Origin of the sequence: Streptomyces griseus, from assembly GCF_900460065.1 — a bacterium.
GTDB classification, from domain to species: Bacteria; Actinomycetota; Actinomycetes; order Streptomycetales; family Streptomycetaceae; genus Streptomyces; species Streptomyces griseus.
The window spans coordinates 133096-148463 of sequence record NZ_UAVD01000025.1 but is presented as its reverse complement, the minus strand read 5'-3'; the positions used below and the strand labels follow the sequence as shown (position 1 = coordinate 148463).

The following is a 15368-nucleotide window of genomic DNA, read 5'->3' as shown; positions in this document are numbered from 1 at the left end:
CAGCTCACCGTCCGGTCCGGGCCATCGCGCGGGTCGGCGGGGTGACGGGGCCGGACGTTCCGCTTTGCCCGATCCTGATCAATTCTGTGCAGATCTGTTTCATCGGATGGCCCGAGTGGCCGATGGTGACGTTCCGTGAAGGTGTGGGTGGCGATTTTGACCGCTGACCCGTGTGGGGCAGCACAACAGGGCGTGGCGTGGTGAAGCGACACAGGGTGGACGGGATGGACCGTGTTTCCCCACCCGGAGGTCGATGTGCCGTGCCGTCGCGGACCCGGGGGAGCGGAACGGCCGCCGCTGCGCAGTCTGGCCGCCGCCGCCACCTCCCTCCTGGCGCTCGCCGCCACGTCCCTCGTCGCGGGCCCCGCCGCGGCGGCCATGGAGAACGCCACCCCCTGCGCCCTGCCCCGGACGGCGGCGCACCACTCGCTCGGCCTGAACACCTGGAACACGGCGTACCCGCGCCCCGACCGGGGGCTCGACGCGGTCATGATCTTCCTGTCCTTCCCGGACTCCGAGCCCACCCTCACCCCCGAGGCGCTCACCGCCGACCACTTCCCCGCCACGACCCGCTTCTTCGAACGCGCCAGCTATGGCCGGTTCACCCTGCGTCCCCATCCGCAGCGGACCTGGACGCGGATGCCGCGCGACTCCACCTGGTACGGCATAGAGCGTGACTGGAACGCCGAGCGGCGCACCGCCTACCTGCGCGACGCCATCGACGCCGCCGACCCGGACGTGGACTTCTCCCGGTACGACGTCGTCTACCTGGTGGCCGACCCGGACGCCCCCGGCGTCGACTCCGACGCCACCAAGGTCGTCAACTTCGACCGCCCGCTGCGCGCCGACGACAGCGACATCCGGCGCGTCGTCACCGTCTTCGAGCAGCACCCGCCCGACCGCAACGTCCTCGCCCACGAGACCGGACACGTCTTCGACCTCGCCGACCTCTACCACCGGCCCACCGACGGCAAGGGCGACTGGGACACCCACGTCGGCGACTGGGACGTCATGGGCAGCCAGTTCGGCCTCGCCCCGGACCTGTTCGGCTGGCACAAGTGGAAGCTCGGCTGGCTCGGCGGACGCCAGGTCGTCTGCGTCCGGGGCTCGGCCGACGTCACGCTCGAACCGGTCGCCGCCGCCCCGGTCCCCGGCGGGTCGATCGGGACCCGGCTCGCCGTCGTGCGCACCGGCGCCGGCAGCGTCCTGGCCATCGAGGCCCGCAGCGCCACCGGGAACGACCGCGACACCTGCGCCGAGGGCATCCTGATCTACCGCGTCCGCAGCGAAACGGCCTCCGGCGGTGGACCCGTCGAGGTGGTCGACACCCACCCGGACACCGGGGCCTGCTGGGACCGCTCGGTCTACCCGCCGCTGGCGGACGCCCCGCTCGCCGTCGGGGAGACCTTCACCGTGCCGGGCGACGACACCCGCGTCGAGGTCGCCGACCGCACTCCGTCCGGCTCCTGGACCGTCCGGATCACCACCGGCGTCGGGAGCGCCCCCGGGGAGAGCCCGGGTGAGAGCTCCGGGGAGGGGATCGCCGCACCCGGGTGAACGAAGAAGCCCCCCGCTTCCGCGGGGGGCTTCTTCCGTCTGTGCGCCGTCAGGGACTCGAACCCCGGACCCGCTGATTAAGAGTCAGCTGCTCTAACCAACTGAGCTAACGGCGCCTGGTGACGTCGTAGACATTAGCACCCTGATCCGCCCGAGGAAAAATCGTATGTGCGGCACCCGGGGACGACGAGGACCGGCTCACCCGCACACACGCCCAGAGCAGCACATCGGGGCCCGGGAGCCAGGGGCTGCGGGTGTCGGGGGCGACCACCCAACGCGGCCCGCTCTCGGACGGGACGCAGGTCAGCGGCGGTACGGTCACGGCGTCACCGGTGCCGTGGCAGAGCACGGGCGGCACCGCCCCGCGCTGCTTCCCGGAGTCTCCGCCGCCCCCGGAACCACTGGTTCCCCACTCCTCCCAGGCGAGCAGCGAGGGCAGCCGCTGGGCCGTTCCGGGGGCGGCGAACAGCAGCATCCGGCCCCGGTGCGTGGCGACCGGACCGGAGCCGGGCCCCTCGGCCCAGAGCTGCTCCAGCATCCGCCGCCCGAACAGCGCCGGCACGTTCACGACGTCGAAGGCGGAACCGCAGGGCAGCACTCCGGGGGCCTTTGGGCGTTCCTCCCAGTGGGCGAGCGTGCTGCGCGGATACGGGGCGGCCCCCGCCAGCCAGGCGGCGCCGGCCGCCGTGACCTGTGCGGCCTGGGGCCCGGACTGGTCCCGCAGCAGGGCGAAGATGTCGACGCCGTGGTGCTGGGCGGCACCGGTCCGCAGGGTCGTTTCGTCTTTCAGCCATGCGCTCATGGAGCAAGGTCTACCGGGAGTGACGGTGAGGATTCCGAGAGTTGCCGGAATCCGGGACAGGCCGGGAGGGGGAGGGGTATCTTGCCCGCCGGAATATGCCACGGGACCTGACCCCCGGTCTGATGCGACCGCATCTGCCCCGTCCGCCCCACAGGCCACACACGTTCACTACGCCCACACCCGCCCCACCGGTCTCACGCGTCCCCCCGGTCTCACCCGTCCTGCCGGTGTCCCCCGCGCCACCGACCCGGTCCACCCACGGCCCTGTCCGCGGGGCACGGGGCACGCGGGACGCGGTGCCGCGGGGCGTGATTCACCCGGGCCGGTCAGGCGCCGGGAGCGTCCAGCAGGGAGCGGCCGAACTCGATCATCTTCTTCGCGTAGTCCTCGGTCCACTCCGCGCGCTCCGCGACGTCCGCCGCGGTCAGCCGGTCGAACCGGCGCGGGTCGGCGAGCTGGGCCGCCGCCATCGCCTGGAACTCCACCGACCGGTCCGTCGCCGCCCGGAAGGCCTGCGTCAGCTCGGTCGCACGGGCCAGCAGCTCACGGGGGTCCTCCACCGACTCCAGGTCGAAGAAGTGCTCCGGGTCCGCCGTGGCCTGAGACGGCTCGAAAAGCAGGGGCGCGGGGCGCAGCCGCTGCCGTTCGTTCCGCTCGGACTGTGTCATGTGGTGTTCCTCCCTCGGACGACCTGATGACCGGAGGATCCGGACGGCCACCCTCCATTGTCCAACCCCGCGCAAGGGGGCCGGGGCGCGCGGCGGGGGCGCGGGGACGGGCCTCCCGCCCGGGCCGGCCCGGGGCCCCGGCTCAGGGCCGCCACCGCACCCGGTGCTCCGAGAGGTGGGCCAGCACCGTGTGGTTCGCCTCCCAGCCGTCGGGGAACTTCACCGTGACGCCCAGCTGGACCGGCTCGGTGGACGGGTGTTCGTCCAGCAGCTCCGCCACCCCTTCCCGGCACACCACGACGCAGGCGTGCCGGTGCCGGGAGGCCAGCACGCACAGGCGGCCCGTCTCCAGGTGGAAGGCCGTGGCGTCGGGCCGCCCCGACAGCGGGTGCAGCACCACCGTGACGTCGAACTCGCGGCCCTGGAGCCGGTTGGCCGTGTCCACCGCGACCCCCGTGACGCCCAGCTCCGTGAGGGCCGCCCGGACCGCCGCCGCCTGGTCCCGGTGGGCCGTGCCGACCGCCACCCGGTCCGCCGTCACCGGCACCGGCTCCTCGGCCCGCTCGCTGGTGGCGACGCCGCCCCGGTCCAGCAGCCGCCGGACCACCAGCGCCACCGCCCGTACCGCCTCGGGGTCGGTGCGCGGGGTGTGCCGCGCGGGCAGCTCCAGCAGCCCCCACCCGGACTCGGCCGCCTCGTCCAGCACCCGGTCGGGCCCCGAACCGTCCGAGGCCACCCCGAAGGAGAGCTTCCGGTCCCCGTGGTCCGTACCGCTGCGGAACGGCGTGTACGGGTAGAACGCGTCCGACACCAGCGGGGCGGCCGACGCCGGGAGCCGCCACGACACCGGCAGCCGGTGCTGCGGCAGCTCCGGATTGTGCGCGAGCAGCGTGGACACCGCGCTCGCGGACGGGTCGTAGCTGAGCCCCGCCCACTGGTCCGCGCCGACGATCGAGAACGGGTCCAGCTGGCCCGGGTCCCCGACGAACAGCGCCCGCTCGAACAGCCCGGCCACGGCCAGCAGGGCGTCGGAGCGCATCTGGTACGCCTCGTCGACGATCGCGTGCCCCCACGGCTCCACGTTCTTCACGTGCGCCCACTTGGCGGCCGTCGAGATCACCACGTCGAGCCCGGCCAGATCCGCCGCCTTCGCCGACTTCGTCACGTTGGCCAGGCCGTCCAGGACCTTGTCGTACGGATCGGAGTCGCTGCTGTGGAGCCGCCCCACCGGCAGCTCCGGGTCCTTCTCGGCGAGCCGCACCACCAGGTCGTCGACCTGGGCGTTGGTCTGGGCGATCACCATCAGCGGATGCCCGGCGGCGGCCAGCTCCAGGGCCGCCCGGACCACCAGCGTCGACTTCCCGGCGCCGGGCGGGGAGTCCACGACGACGCCCCGGGCGCTGCCGCGCAGGGTGTCGTCGAGGATCGCCCCCGTCGCCCGGGCCGCCTCCGCGCCCGGATCGAAACCGGTCGTCACCACAGCGGGCCCTCACAGACGGCGGTCGTCACAGCAGATCCTCCGGGGTCACGGGGTCGGGTAGCTCCGCACGCGTCGCGGCGTCCGCGCCCGGCGGGCCGCCGTGGGTCCACGGCGTCTCCTCCGGGTCCGGGAGCTTCGGGCCGCCGCGCTGGTCGTGCTCGAACAGGGTCCAGGCGATCCGCTCGCCGGGCTCGGGCACCGAACCGGGCGCGGGCTCCTTGCCCCGGCCCATGCGGTCCAGGATCCGCAGCACCAGCGGGATCTCCCCGTCGTCGGCCGGAGGCCCGTCCGCGTACCGCACGAACTCCGCCGTCTGCGGCTTGCCCTCCAGCGAGCGGTAGACCTTCGTCCGCTCGGCCAGGTGCGGGCGCTCGTCGGTGCGGACGGTGAGCAGCGGGCGGGGGGCGGGCCGCTTGGACTCGGTGTACGCCATCTCCACCGCGGACACCGTGGCGAGGAACGCCTCGCCCGCCAGCCGCCGCCCCGCCAGCACCAGCGGGTCGTCCAGCGCCTCCTGCGCCTCCAGCTGGGCCTGGGCGGTCTCCCGGGAGGCCAGCTTCTGGGCCGCCGTCACCGCGTCGTCGCGGCGCGGCTGCGGCGGCTCACCCGAACGCACCCGGTCCCGGTGGGCGGTGAACGACCAGCGGTCCCGGGTCCAGCGGTCCTCCGTCCGGGACCCCTCGGGCAGCTCCCGCAGCAGGTCGAGGCCCCGCCAGACCGCGTCCCAGGTCGGCAGCATGACCCGCGCCAGCAGCGAGCGGATCTCCCGCTCGGCGGCGCTCAGCTCGCCGAGGCGGGCATCGGCGGCGAGCCCGTCCTCGGCGGACGCCAGCGCCGTGCGCGCCCGGTCGTACCGCTCGATCGCCGGGGCGAGGAGCCGGTTGTCGAAGTCCGGGTCGGTGGCCGGACCCGCCGGCGGGCAGAGCAACTGGCCCTTCCCGTCCCGGGCCAGCTCGGCCCGGAGCGCCGCCTCGGCCCCCGACGAGCCGGCCGGCGGGTCGATCCAGGCCAGCAGCGCGCCCAGGTGCTGGTCCTCCAGGCTGCTCTGCCCGCTCGCCCAGTGCCGGTTCAGCAGGTCCGTGACGGCGGGCAGCAGCGAGGAGCCGGGCACCCGGGCCCGCTCCCCGTAGTGCGTCAGCCAGCGGCCGAGCAGCGGCACGCGGGCCGGGGCCGGATACGGGGTGTCCGGATCGTCCTCGGCGGTGCGCCGGAACCGCATGGACCGGCCCAGCAGGCGGACGAACTCGACGCCCGCCCGGCTCGGCACGATCAGCTGGGCGGCGTCCGTGCACAGCTCGACCTCGACCTTGGCCTTCTTACCCGTCGCCGGATCCGTCTCGTTGCGCTCGGCGGGCTCGACGACGTCCGCGTACGCCTCGATGTGCGGGAGCACCGCCTCCGCCAGCTCGGCCAGGAACGCGAACCGCAGGTCCCGGTCGCGCGGCTGGGCGACGGCCAGCAGCCGGGGTGCCTCCCGGTCCGTGCCGACCAGTGCCCCGAGCGGGGCCCCCGCCTCACCGGCGGTGGTCAGCGGCACCAGCACGAGCGGCCGGTCGGCGAGATGACGGTGCCGGACGGTCGCCAGCGGCTGCGCGCGGCCCGTGTCGACGGCCTCCAGCCGGGCCAGGGTGGTGATCAGCGACATGCGCCCGCACCCTCCGGCACGTCGGTCCCGGCCCGCGCGGCGGAGGCGCTCTCCAGCGCCTCGGCGCGCAGGGCGGCGGCCCGGCGCAGCGCCGCGACCGTCGGATCGGCGGGATCGCCCTCCTTGCCCGCGGCGGCGGCCAGCACCCCGGCCACGGTGGTCAGCCCGCCCAGCTCGCCGCGCACGCTCCGGCCCAGCGCCTCCACGGCCCCCTCGGCCCGGGACCTCGACCGGCAGTGGAACGCCAGCTCGCAGGCGGCCAGACACTCCGGGGCGTACGCCGGGGGCACGGCGGCCACGGCGGCGTCGAGCTCCTCGGGCGGGCACGCCGGATCGAACGTCGTCCCCTCCGGCAGCGCCGCCGCGATGTCCTCGACGCGCGTCAGCCGGGTCAGCTGCCGGCGGGTCACGGCGCGCTGCTTGCGCACGTCCACGACGGAGGCGGTCGGCAGGTTCGAGAAGTCCTTGGGGCAGACCAGCAGCACCCGGTGGCCGACCTCCGCACCCTCGGTGACCGCCGCGACCCGCTCCAGCGCCAGCACGTACACCGCGGCCTGCCGGGCGGCGGCGCCGACCTTCGACGGATCGGCCGACGCGTCGATCATCGGAAACGACTTGATCTCGACCACCGTCCACCGGCCGTCGGGGTGCACCACGACCGCGTCGGGCTCCAGATAGGCGGGGGAACCCGCGACCTCCAGGGCCAGCATCGGGTGGTCCAGCAGCGCCCAGCCGCCCGCCGCCGTGGCCTCGCGGAGCGCGAGCGCGGTGCGCGCGGCACGGCCCTCGGGGCCGGCGGCGCTCAGATCGGGCGTGGCGGTGTCCCCGGCCGGGGGAGGGGCGCCGCCGCCGAGCCGTTCGTACAGCAGGCGCAGCAGCTCCGCCCCGCCGTCGGCCTTGACCTTCGCCTCGAACGCGTTGCCCCGCATGAAGGCGAACTGGGACTGTCCGAAGGGGGCGGGGGAGCCGAGCGCGGTGGCCAGCACGCCCTTGTCCACCCCGGCGCCGTCGAGCAGGGCCCGCCGCTTGCACCCGGGGTTGGCCGCGAGGGCGGCCAGGGCTCTCGCGTCCAGCGGATGCGGTTGGACGGACGGGCCGCGCAGCTCAGCGAGCCGCTGCCGGAGCGTCGTCGCTCGCGGCCGCGTCGGCGTCGTCGCCGGCTGCCGTGCCGCCGACTGCCGGGCCGGGGGGATCTGCGGAGGTGGTCCGCTGGCCGGGGATTCGCTCACCCGGGGAAGTCTTGCATCCGGTACTGACATTCGGGGGCGTGGCCGCGGATACGGACCCGGCGACGGTGCTCCGGCCGTCCTCGCCGCGGCCCGCGAACAGGACGGCGGCCGGTCCGGTGAACCGCGCGGCGCCCCACGCCTTGACCCGGTCGGCGATCCGTACGACGGGCCTGACCAGCAGGGCTCCGACGCCCATCACCGCGGCGCCCGCGACGGCGTCCAGGAAGTAGTGGTTGGCGGTGCCCATCACGATGACCGTGGTGAGCAGCGGATAGGCGATACCCGCCGCGCGTATCAGGGGGTGGCGGCCGTGCCGCCACAGCAGGATCCCGCACCAGATCGACCAGCCGACGTGCAGGCTGGGCATCGCCGCGTACTGGTTGGTCATCCCGCTCAGTCCCCGCGGGGCGCTCGCCCCCTCGCCCCACCAGCCGTACGCGCTGTACTGCGCCATCGTGTCGACGAAGCCGTGGCTCGCGTCCAGCAGCCGGGGCGGACAGGTCGGCATCAGCGTGAAGCCGACCAGCCCCAGCAGGGTGGAGTTCATCAGCCAGACCCTCGCCGCCCGGTACGCGGCCGACCTGCGCCGGAACATCCATATGAGCACGGCCGGGGTGACCAGGTAGTGCAGCGACGCGTACGCGAAGTCGGCGGGTATCCCGAGCGACGGTGTGCTGGTGAAGAGACGGTTCAGCGGATGCTCGGCGTTGAGGTGCAGCGCCTGTTCCAGCCGCAGGATCGCCAGGCCGTGGTCGACGGCCGTCGACACGTCGCCGCGTACGAGGAGCCGGCCCACCGAATACAGCGCGTACACCACCGCGATCAGTGGCAGCTCCGTCCACCAGCGGGGCCGATGACCGGTCGCGGGCGGCGCGGTGGCGTGCGGCATCCGGTAGCTCTCCCCATGTTCATGCGGCCGACGACGAACGTTCAACCGTACGGCGGCACCGTGCCGCCGTCTCCCCCGGGGGTCCCCTGCCGGACATCCCGTACGCGGCGGTCCCCGCCCTGGTCCGTACGCTCGGCCGGGGGCGCTGCTCAGGGTGGGACGCCCGCACGGCCCGGGAGGTTGCCTGCCGGGCCGGTACGGGATGATGGAAGGGCCCGACAGCACCAAACGTTCCAGGGAGAGCCTTCATGGCAGCGCGCATCCTGCTCGCCCGGCACGGCCAGACCCAGTGGTCGGTCCGGGGCAACCACACCGGCAGGACGGACATCCCGCTCCTGGACGACGGGCGCGAGGGCGCGAAGCTCCTCGGCGAGCGGCTGCACCGGGCGCCGTGGGCGGGTCTGCCCGGCGTCGAGGTCCGCACCAGTCCGCTCGTCCGGGCCGCCGAGACCTGTGGACTGGCCGGGTTCGGCGAGCGGGCCGAGCCGTGGGACGCGCTGATGGAATGGGACTACGGGGCGTACGAGGGGCTGACCCCGGCGCAGATCAGGGCGGACCGTCCCGACTGGCTGATCTGGCGCGACGGGGTCCCGGACGGGGAGTCCGTCGCCGACGTCACCGCCCGCGCGGACGAGATCGTCGCCTGGGCCCGCTCGGCGGACCGGGACGTCCTGGTCTTCGCCCACGGCCACATCCTGCGGGCGCTGGGTGCGCGGTGGCTGGGCGAGGACCTGTCGTTCGGCGCCCGCATCCGCCTGGACCCGACGTCGCTGTCGGTCCTGGGCTGGGCCTACGGCCTGCCGGCCGTGGAACGCTGGAACGACACGGGCCACCTGGACCGGTAGCGGCACCGGTCGCCGGGCACCGGTCGGCCGGGGACCGCCCGCGCCCCTCAGGTCCGTCCTCGAACGCCCGACGGGCCGGGACGGGCGCGGGACGGGCCAAGCGTCGCCCTACCGGCCGGGGTGGCCGTCAGGGCCGCCCGGCCCGGGCGACTCCTGGTGGCGGGTCAGGAAGGCGGCCACCGGGCCCGCCCCCGCCCGCGGGCCCAGCACGCGCGCCGCCCCCGCCAGCATCCCCCGGATCCGCGAGGACTGGACCCGGGTCAGCAGGTCCAGCACCTGGTGCCCCGTCGCCGCCGCCTCGTCCGCCCGGCCCGACCGGGCCAGGTCACCCATGAGCTGGGCGCGGTACAGCGCCAGGTTCCGGGTGAAGTGCGGGTCCTGGAGCGCCGTCGCCCGCCGCCCGTGCCGCGCGGCACGGGACCAGTCGCCCAGCGCCGACCAGCACTGCGCCTCCAGCAGTTCCAGTTCCGCCTCCCGGAAGAAGCTCATCCACTCCGGGTCACCCGCCGCCGTGCCCCGCTCGAACGCCGCCCGGGCCCGTCCGATCGCCCGGTCGCAGCCCGTCCGGTCCCCGAGCCCCGCCCGGCCACCCGCCTCCCGCAGCGCGAGCAGCGCCAGCAGCCGGGGCGACCCCAGCGTGCGGGCCGCCCGCTGGCCGGCCTCCGCCGCCCGTACCGCCTCCCTCGGCCGCCCCGCGTCCCGGGCCAGGAACGACGTGTTGCAGAAGGCGTGCGCCTCCAGGCCCGCGTCCCCCGCCAGCCGGGCCGTGGCCAGCGCCTCCGCGTAGTGCGAGCGGGCGTCGTCGAAGCGGCCCGAGTCGTGGGCCAGCCACCCCACCGAGATGGCCAGCTCGCCCGCGCCCGCGTGCAGCCGGTCCGAGGTGGCACGCCGTGCGGTGGTCCCGCCGTCCAGCAGTTCGTAGGCCGCGCGCAGCGGCTGGGCGGCCCGCCGGTAGAGCCCGTCCGCCCCGTGCCGGTCGTCCAGCAGCCGGATCTGCCGCACGGCCTTCTCGACGGCGTTCACCTCCGCCTCGCCGACCCTGCGCTGCGCGGGCAGGGAGACCCGGTTCTCGGCGGAGGCGGGCGAGCCGCCGAGGCCCAGGGAAGTGGCCGCCACCGTGGTGGTGCCGCTCATCATGAACACGCGACGCAGCACGTCGCTCTCCTCGGGGATGTCGTCGGTATCGGTCTCGCGGTGGAGAAGGGGCCCCGTGCCGGGACGGGAGGCGTGGTCGCCGCGGGAGTCGTGCGGGAGCCCGGAGGAGGGGTCCCGGAGACCGGAAGCACGGGGCGCGGCGGCCGGTGCCGAGACCGTTCGCGCCCCCGTCCCCGCCCCCGTCGGCGGCGGTTCGGAGACGACCCGGGCCCCCCGCCCCCGTACGCTCTCGCGGGCCGAGAACCCGAGGTCGGTCAGGGACGCCCCCGGGAACATGTGCAGGAACACCCGTTCGTAGGCGTAGTTGGGGCAGCGGATCTCCCCGGACTCCACGCGCCCGATGTAGCGGGCGTCGCACGCGACCTGCTCCCCGATCTCCCGCGCCGCCCTGCGGACGGCCGCCGCGAACTCCCCGGCGGAACGCTGTCCGCGCAGCTGACGGAAGGCGAGGTTGGGAACTGCCGCTGTCGCCACCATGGCCGGCCCCTCTCTGGTGCGGCCGGGGCCCGTGGATCCCGGCGCCCCGGCGGAGCAAGAACGTACCTTCTGTGACGGGGCGCACACACAGCGTTTCGTTGCGAAAGGGGCATACCACCCTTGATCTGCCATGAACTGCCACCCTTTGCGGCGGTGCGGACCCGTAGCCCTTGACGCACCCGGGGCGTTGGTCCATGCGGAGACGGAGCGTGGCTCCGTTCGGCGATGAGAGGAGGGGTTCCCTTGTTGCACCTCGGCAGGGAGACCGGCTCACGGACGACCGCGACGCATCCGCTGCCACCGGCGCAGGCGGACCAGTCCTGCGACCTCGTCACGGTGCCGGCCCGGCAGGGCCTGGAGGCCGTCGACATCCTCCGCCGGGGCCGGAACCGGGAAACCGTCGGCCCGGTTCTGCACGACGGCGCCTGCGACACCCTCGGCTTCCTCGTTCCGCCGGGCACCGCCGACGCCTGGGACGTACCGGGCAGCGCCTGTACGCGGACCGACGGCCGCGGGCTGCGCATCCCCGCCGAGCCGCCCGTCTCCGGCTCCGGCTGGCTGCTGCCGCCCGCCGAGGACGCCCCGGTCACCGACCCGGCCGTGCTCCGCGCCGCCCTCGATCAGGCCGCCCGGCTGCTGGAGGCGGCCGACAACTGCTGCTGAGCCCATAATGGCCGGGCGGGCGGAACACCTCCGCGCGACCGGCGAGCCGGGCCCCACCAGCAAGGACCAGCGAACGTGGCACGTCGAGGAGCGTCGACCCGGGGCAGGGCCAAGGCCTCCGGCAAGGGCGGAGCCGACGACGCGACGGGGCGTCGGGGCGGCGGCCGGGGGCCCGGCCGTACCGAGCGGGAGCCGGTCTCCCGGCAGGTCGCCGGCGGACTCGCCGAGCTCCTGCCCGACCGGGAACGCCCGCACGGCTGGACGCTCCTGATCGACGGCGCCCCGCAGTCCCACGTGGACCTCGACGACCCCGCCCACCTCTCGTTCGCCTACCAGCGCCGCCTCGGCCACGTCATCGACCTCGCGGCACCCCCGCTCCGGCCGCTGCACGTCCTGCACCTGGGCGGCGGGGCCTTCACCCTCGCCCGGTACACCGCCGCGACCCGCCCCCGCTCCACCCAGCAGATCGTCGAGCTCGACGCCCCCCTCGTCGAGCTCGTCCGCAACCGCCTCCCGCTGGACCCCCAGGCCCGCGTCCGGGTCCGGGCCGCCGACGCCCGCGAAGGGCTCGGCAGGCTCCCCGACGGCTGGGCCGACCTGGTCATCGCGGACGTCTTCAGCGGGGCCCGCACCCCCGCCCACCTCACCTCCGCCGAATTCCTCACCGAGGTGCGCCGGGTGCTGAAGCCCGAGGGACGGTACGCCGCCAACCTCACGGACGGCCCCCCGCTCGCCCATCTGCGGGGCCAGGTCGCCACCGCCGCCGCCGTCTTCCCCGAACTGGCGCTGGCAGCCGACCCGGTGGTGTGGCGGGGGCGCCGCTTCGGCAACGCGGTCCTGCTCGCCTCGGGCCTGCCCCTCCCCGTCGCGGAGTTCACCCGGCGGGTGGCGAGCGACCCGCACCCCGGCCGCGTCGAACACGGCCGCGCGCTCGCCGACTTCACCGGCGGCGCGGCCGTCGTCACCGACGCGGCGGCCAAACCGTCGCCCGCACCGCCGCCGTCCGTCTTCGAGAACCCGTGACCGGTCCCGACTACGGCCCCGCCCCGGCCCCGTTCACGCCCCCGGTCCTGCTCCCGGTCACGGTTCGACCACCTGCACCGTCGGCGGAGTCCCGTTCCAGGTGCAGAACACCGAGTACGTCGTCCCGTCCTTCCCGCCCCCGTCGCTGAAGTCCACCCGGATCCAGGCGTCGTTCGGCCACACCTGCATCGACCAGCCCGGCTCCGGCGTCGCCGAGACGAGCTTCGCCGAGCGCGCGCCGAGCTCGAACACCACCCGGCCCCCGTCGGTGCGATAGCTCCTGACCGTGCCCGAGGCCGACGGCGCCGGAGGCTTCGCGGGGGTGGCCGACGGCGTCCGGGAGGGGCGTGGGGCCGGCGGCGTGGTGCTCACCTCGCCGGGGCGCGACGGGGCGGGGGCCGAGGCGGAGGGGGAGGGCGGCGTCCGGTGCGTCGAGGAGACGAGCGGCGCCCCGGTGCTCTGCCCGAGGTGCTGGGGAGGGGCCGAACCCACCAGCACCGGCACGGCCCGGGGCGGGTCGTAGGCCGTCCCCGTCATGACCGTGTGCACGCCCCACCACGAGAGCGTGACCGCCGCGCCGGTGGCGAGCGTCCACGCCAGCGCGTGTACGAGTCCTCGTTGCATCGGCACATCCTGCACCACCCGCCCCGCCCCGCTCGCCCCCGGTCTGCGTCAACAACCGCCCTTCTCCGGCCTTTGCGGAGGTTTCCGACGGGACCGGGACCGGGCCCGCCGGCATGGCGTACGGTGCCGCCCATGGCAAGTGTGCTCGTGGTCGAGGACGACCAGTTCGTACGTTCCGCCCTCATCCGGCACCTCAGTGAGGCCTCCCACACGGTACGGAGCGTGGGCACCGCGCTCGAAGCGCTGCGCGAGGTCGCGCACTTCCGCTTCGACGTGGTCATCCTCGACCTCGGGCTGCCCGACCTGGACGGCGGCGAGGCGCTGAAGATGCTCCGGTCCATCACCGATGTGCCCGTGATCATCGCCACCGCCCGGGACGACGAGAGCGAGATCGTCCGGCTGCTCAACGACGGCGCCGACGACTACCTGACGAAGCCGTTCTCCGTCGAGCACCTCTCCGCCCGGATGGCCGCCGTGCTCCGCCGCTCGCGCGCCGCCGGGGGCGAGGCGCCGCCGCCCCGGGTCATCCGCGTCGGCGGGCTCTCCATCGACCCGTTGCGCCGCAGCGCCGAGCTGGACGGGGCCGAACTCGACCTGACCCGCCGCGAGTTCGACCTGCTGACCTTCCTGGCCGGGCGCCCCGGCGTGGTCGTCGCCCGCAAGGAGCTGCTGGCCGAGGTCTGGCAGCAGTCCTACGGCGACGACCAGACCATCGACGTCCACCTCTCCTGGCTGCGCCGCAAGCTCGGCGAGACCGCCGCCCGCCCGCGCTATCTGCACACGCTGCGCGGCGTCGGCGTGAAGCTCCAGCCGCCGGCCGACGCACCGGCCGCCGCACCGCTCACGGAGCCGCCCGCATGAGATGGGCCCTGGTCAAGGTCTGCCTGGCGGTCACCGCCATGGTCGTCATCGCCTTCGCCGTGCCGCTCGGACTCGTCATCCGGGAGATGGCCAGTGACCGGGCGTTCTCCGACGCCGAACGCCAGGCCGCGATGATCGCCCCGACGCTCTCCATCACCACCGACCGCGAGGAGCTGACCCGGGCCGTCCTGTCCACCGAACCGGGCGACCGGGGCCGCCTCGCCGTCCATGTCCCGGCCGAGGGAGGGCCCCTGGACATCGGCACCCGGCGCGCCACCCCCAAGGACGTGGCGACCGTACGCAAGGCCGGGCGCGCCTCCATCACCGAGGTCGCCGGCGGTTTCGCGCTGCTCCAGCCGACCGCGCTGGGCACCGGGGACATCGCCGTCGTCGAGGTGTTCGTCCCCGAGGGCGAGGTCTCCCACGGGGTCGCCACCGCCTGGCTGACGCTGGCGGGCGTCGGCGTCGCGCTGATCGTCGGCTCGGTGGCGGTCGCCGACCGGCTCGGCATACGGATGGTGCAGCCCGCCCAGCGCCTCGCGGGCGCCGCCCAGGACCTGGGGGAGGGGCGCCTGGGCACCCGCGTCCCCGAAGAGGGCCCCACCGAACTGCGTTCCGCCGCCGTCGCGTTCAACTCCATGGCTGACCAGGTCGTCCAACTCCTGGCCAACGAGCGCGAACTGGCCGCCGACCTCTCGCACCGGCTGCGCACCCCGCTCACCGTGCTCCGGCTGAACGCCGCGTCCCTCGGGGAGGGCCCGGCGGCCGAACAGACCCGGGCGGCGGTCCTGCAACTGGAGCACGAGGTCGACACGATCATCCGCACCGCCCGGGAGCAGCGCCCGCAGTCCCCGGGCGGGCAGGCGGGGGCGGGCTGCGACGCCTCCGAGGTGATCCGCGAACGGATGGGCTTCTGGTCGGCCCTCGCGGAGGACGAGGGCCGCGAGGTGCGCCTGGCGGGAGTCGACCGCACGGTGCGCATCCCGGTGGCCCGCCCCGAACTGGCCGCCGCGCTCGACGCGTTGCTCGGCAACGTCTTCCGCCACACCCCCGAGGGCACCGCCTTCGCCGTCGACGTCCACCACAGCGGCGACGCGGTCATCGTGCTCGTCTCCGACGCCGGCCCGGGGATTTCCGACCCGAAGGCCGCCCTCGCCCGGGGCGCCAGCGGGCGCGATCCGGCGAGCGGGTCCGTCGGCTCCACCGGTCTCGGCCTCGACATCGTGCGCCGGGTCGCCGAGTCCACCGGCGGCGACCTGCGCATCGGCCGGTCCGTCCTCGGCGGCACGGAGGTGCGGATCTGGATCGGGCTGTACGGCAGCCGCCCCGAGCTCGGCCGGCGGGGGCACGGCCGCCGGGTCGGCCGCCGGATCGGCTGGCAGCGGCGCAGGGACTCCCGGGCCGCGAGCCGGGCCCAGCATTAACCCGCTCCGATGGGTTCCTTAAGCCC

General features: G+C 75.1%; 14 protein-coding genes and 1 tRNA gene. 6 read left to right on the top strand and 9 right to left on the bottom strand.

Going from position 1 to position 15368, the window contains the following annotated elements:
• Positions 1 to 255: 255 nt before the first annotated feature.
• A complete protein-coding gene (locus DTB53_RS12885) occupies positions 256 to 1557 on the top strand; it encodes a M6 family metalloprotease domain-containing protein (protein ID WP_012380813.1) in 1302 nt (433 codons plus the stop codon).
• A gap of 42 nt (positions 1558 to 1599) precedes the next feature.
• Here the strand turns inward: DTB53_RS12885 and DTB53_RS12880 are convergent.
• From DTB53_RS12880 to DTB53_RS12850, 7 genes are all read right to left on the bottom strand, one after another.
• Positions 1600 to 1673 (bottom strand) — tRNA-Lys (locus DTB53_RS12880).
• The gene (locus tag DTB53_RS12875; RefSeq protein ID WP_012380814.1) at positions 1664 to 2359 is read right to left on the bottom strand and encodes a bifunctional DNA primase/polymerase; all 696 of its coding nucleotides are present in this window, start codon (positions 2357 to 2359) and stop codon (positions 1664 to 1666) included. Before DTB53_RS12875 ends, DTB53_RS12880 begins: the two co-directional genes overlap by 10 nt.
• Positions 2360 to 2685: 326 nt before the next feature.
• Positions 2686 to 3027 carry a DUF8844 domain-containing protein gene (locus tag DTB53_RS12870; RefSeq protein ID WP_003968962.1) on the bottom strand — a complete coding sequence of 114 codons (342 nt, stop codon included), beginning with the start codon at positions 3025 to 3027 and terminating at the stop codon, positions 2686 to 2688.
• A gap of 142 nt (positions 3028 to 3169) precedes the next feature.
• The gene (locus DTB53_RS12865) at positions 3170 to 4504 is read right to left on the bottom strand and encodes an AAA domain-containing protein (RefSeq protein WP_012380815.1); all 1335 of its coding nucleotides are present in this window, start codon (positions 4502 to 4504) and stop codon (positions 3170 to 3172) included.
• A 28-nt stretch (positions 4505 to 4532) separates the two neighbouring features.
• Positions 4533 to 6152, bottom strand: a complete 1620-nt coding sequence (locus DTB53_RS12860) for a hypothetical protein (protein WP_012380816.1) — start codon at positions 6150 to 6152, stop codon at positions 4533 to 4535.
• The gene (locus DTB53_RS12855; RefSeq protein ID WP_012380817.1) at positions 6143 to 7150 is read right to left on the bottom strand and encodes a hypothetical protein; all 1008 of its coding nucleotides are present in this window, start codon (positions 7148 to 7150) and stop codon (positions 6143 to 6145) included. The genes DTB53_RS12860 and DTB53_RS12855 overlap by 10 nt, the downstream gene beginning before the upstream one ends.
• Positions 7151 to 7256: 106 nt before the next feature.
• Positions 7257 to 8270 carry a phosphatase PAP2 family protein gene (locus DTB53_RS12850; RefSeq protein ID WP_012380818.1) on the bottom strand — a complete coding sequence of 338 codons (1014 nt, stop codon included), beginning with the start codon at positions 8268 to 8270 and terminating at the stop codon, positions 7257 to 7259.
• A gap of 248 nt (positions 8271 to 8518) precedes the next feature.
• Between DTB53_RS12850 and DTB53_RS12845 the strand changes: the two genes are divergently transcribed.
• Complete coding sequence (locus DTB53_RS12845; RefSeq protein WP_012380819.1) at positions 8519 to 9115, top strand: histidine phosphatase family protein; 597 nt, start codon at positions 8519 to 8521, stop codon at positions 9113 to 9115.
• Between the two features lie 108 nt (positions 9116 to 9223).
• Here DTB53_RS12845 and DTB53_RS12840 read toward each other — a convergent pair whose 3' ends face one another.
• A complete protein-coding gene (locus tag DTB53_RS12840; RefSeq protein WP_012380820.1) occupies positions 9224 to 10747 on the bottom strand; it encodes an NsdA family TPR-like regulatory protein in 1524 nt (507 codons plus the stop codon).
• A gap of 243 nt (positions 10748 to 10990) precedes the next feature.
• On the opposite strand from DTB53_RS12840, the gene DTB53_RS12835 reads away from it, so the two are divergent.
• Both DTB53_RS12835 and DTB53_RS12830 read left to right on the top strand, forming a co-directional pair.
• A complete protein-coding gene (locus DTB53_RS12835) occupies positions 10991 to 11410 on the top strand; it encodes a hypothetical protein (RefSeq protein ID WP_003968972.1) in 420 nt (139 codons plus the stop codon).
• 75 nt (positions 11411 to 11485) lie between these two features.
• Positions 11486 to 12433, top strand: a complete 948-nt coding sequence (locus DTB53_RS12830; RefSeq protein ID WP_012380822.1) for a spermidine synthase — start codon at positions 11486 to 11488, stop codon at positions 12431 to 12433.
• Between the two features lie 57 nt (positions 12434 to 12490).
• On the opposite strand, the gene DTB53_RS12825 is transcribed toward DTB53_RS12830, so the two are convergent.
• Positions 12491 to 13057 carry a hypothetical protein gene (locus tag DTB53_RS12825; protein ID WP_003968974.1) on the bottom strand — a complete coding sequence of 189 codons (567 nt, stop codon included), beginning with the start codon at positions 13055 to 13057 and terminating at the stop codon, positions 12491 to 12493.
• A 132-nt stretch (positions 13058 to 13189) separates the two neighbouring features.
• Between DTB53_RS12825 and DTB53_RS12820 the strand changes: the two genes are divergently transcribed.
• Together DTB53_RS12820 and DTB53_RS12815 are read left to right on the top strand one after the other, a co-directional pair.
• Positions 13190 to 13918 (top strand): response regulator transcription factor, encoded by a 729-nt coding sequence (locus DTB53_RS12820; protein ID WP_003968975.1) that lies wholly within the window; start codon positions 13190 to 13192, stop codon positions 13916 to 13918.
• The gene (locus DTB53_RS12815) at positions 13915 to 15342 is read left to right on the top strand and encodes a sensor histidine kinase (RefSeq protein ID WP_012380823.1); all 1428 of its coding nucleotides are present in this window, start codon (positions 13915 to 13917) and stop codon (positions 15340 to 15342) included. The genes DTB53_RS12820 and DTB53_RS12815 overlap by 4 nt, the downstream gene beginning before the upstream one ends.
• Positions 15343 to 15368 lie beyond the last annotated feature (26 nt).

Bases quoted from the DNA above. Each gene is read 5' to 3' on its own strand.
- DTB53_RS12875 (WP_012380814.1), bottom strand. From the start codon at position 2,359: ATGAGCGCATGGCTGAAAGACGAAACGACCCTGCGGACCGGTGCCGCC.
- DTB53_RS12870 (WP_003968962.1), bottom strand. From the start codon at position 3,027: ATGACACAGTCCGAGCGGAACGAACGGCAGCGGCTGCGCCCCGCGCCC.
- DTB53_RS12860 (WP_012380816.1), bottom strand. From the start codon at position 6,152: ATGTCGCTGATCACCACCCTGGCCCGGCTGGAGGCCGTCGACACGGGC.
- DTB53_RS12850 (WP_012380818.1), bottom strand. From the start codon at position 8,270: ATGCCGCACGCCACCGCGCCGCCCGCGACCGGTCATCGGCCCCGCTGG.
- DTB53_RS12845 (WP_012380819.1), top strand. From the start codon at position 8,519: ATGGCAGCGCGCATCCTGCTCGCCCGGCACGGCCAGACCCAGTGGTCG.
- DTB53_RS12840 (WP_012380820.1), bottom strand. From the start codon at position 10,747: ATGGTGGCGACAGCGGCAGTTCCCAACCTCGCCTTCCGTCAGCTGCGC.
- DTB53_RS12825 (WP_003968974.1), bottom strand. From the start codon at position 13,057: ATGCAACGAGGACTCGTACACGCGCTGGCGTGGACGCTCGCCACCGGC.
- DTB53_RS12820 (WP_003968975.1), top strand. From the start codon at position 13,190: ATGGCAAGTGTGCTCGTGGTCGAGGACGACCAGTTCGTACGTTCCGCC.
- DTB53_RS12815 (WP_012380823.1), top strand. From the start codon at position 13,915: ATGAGATGGGCCCTGGTCAAGGTCTGCCTGGCGGTCACCGCCATGGTC.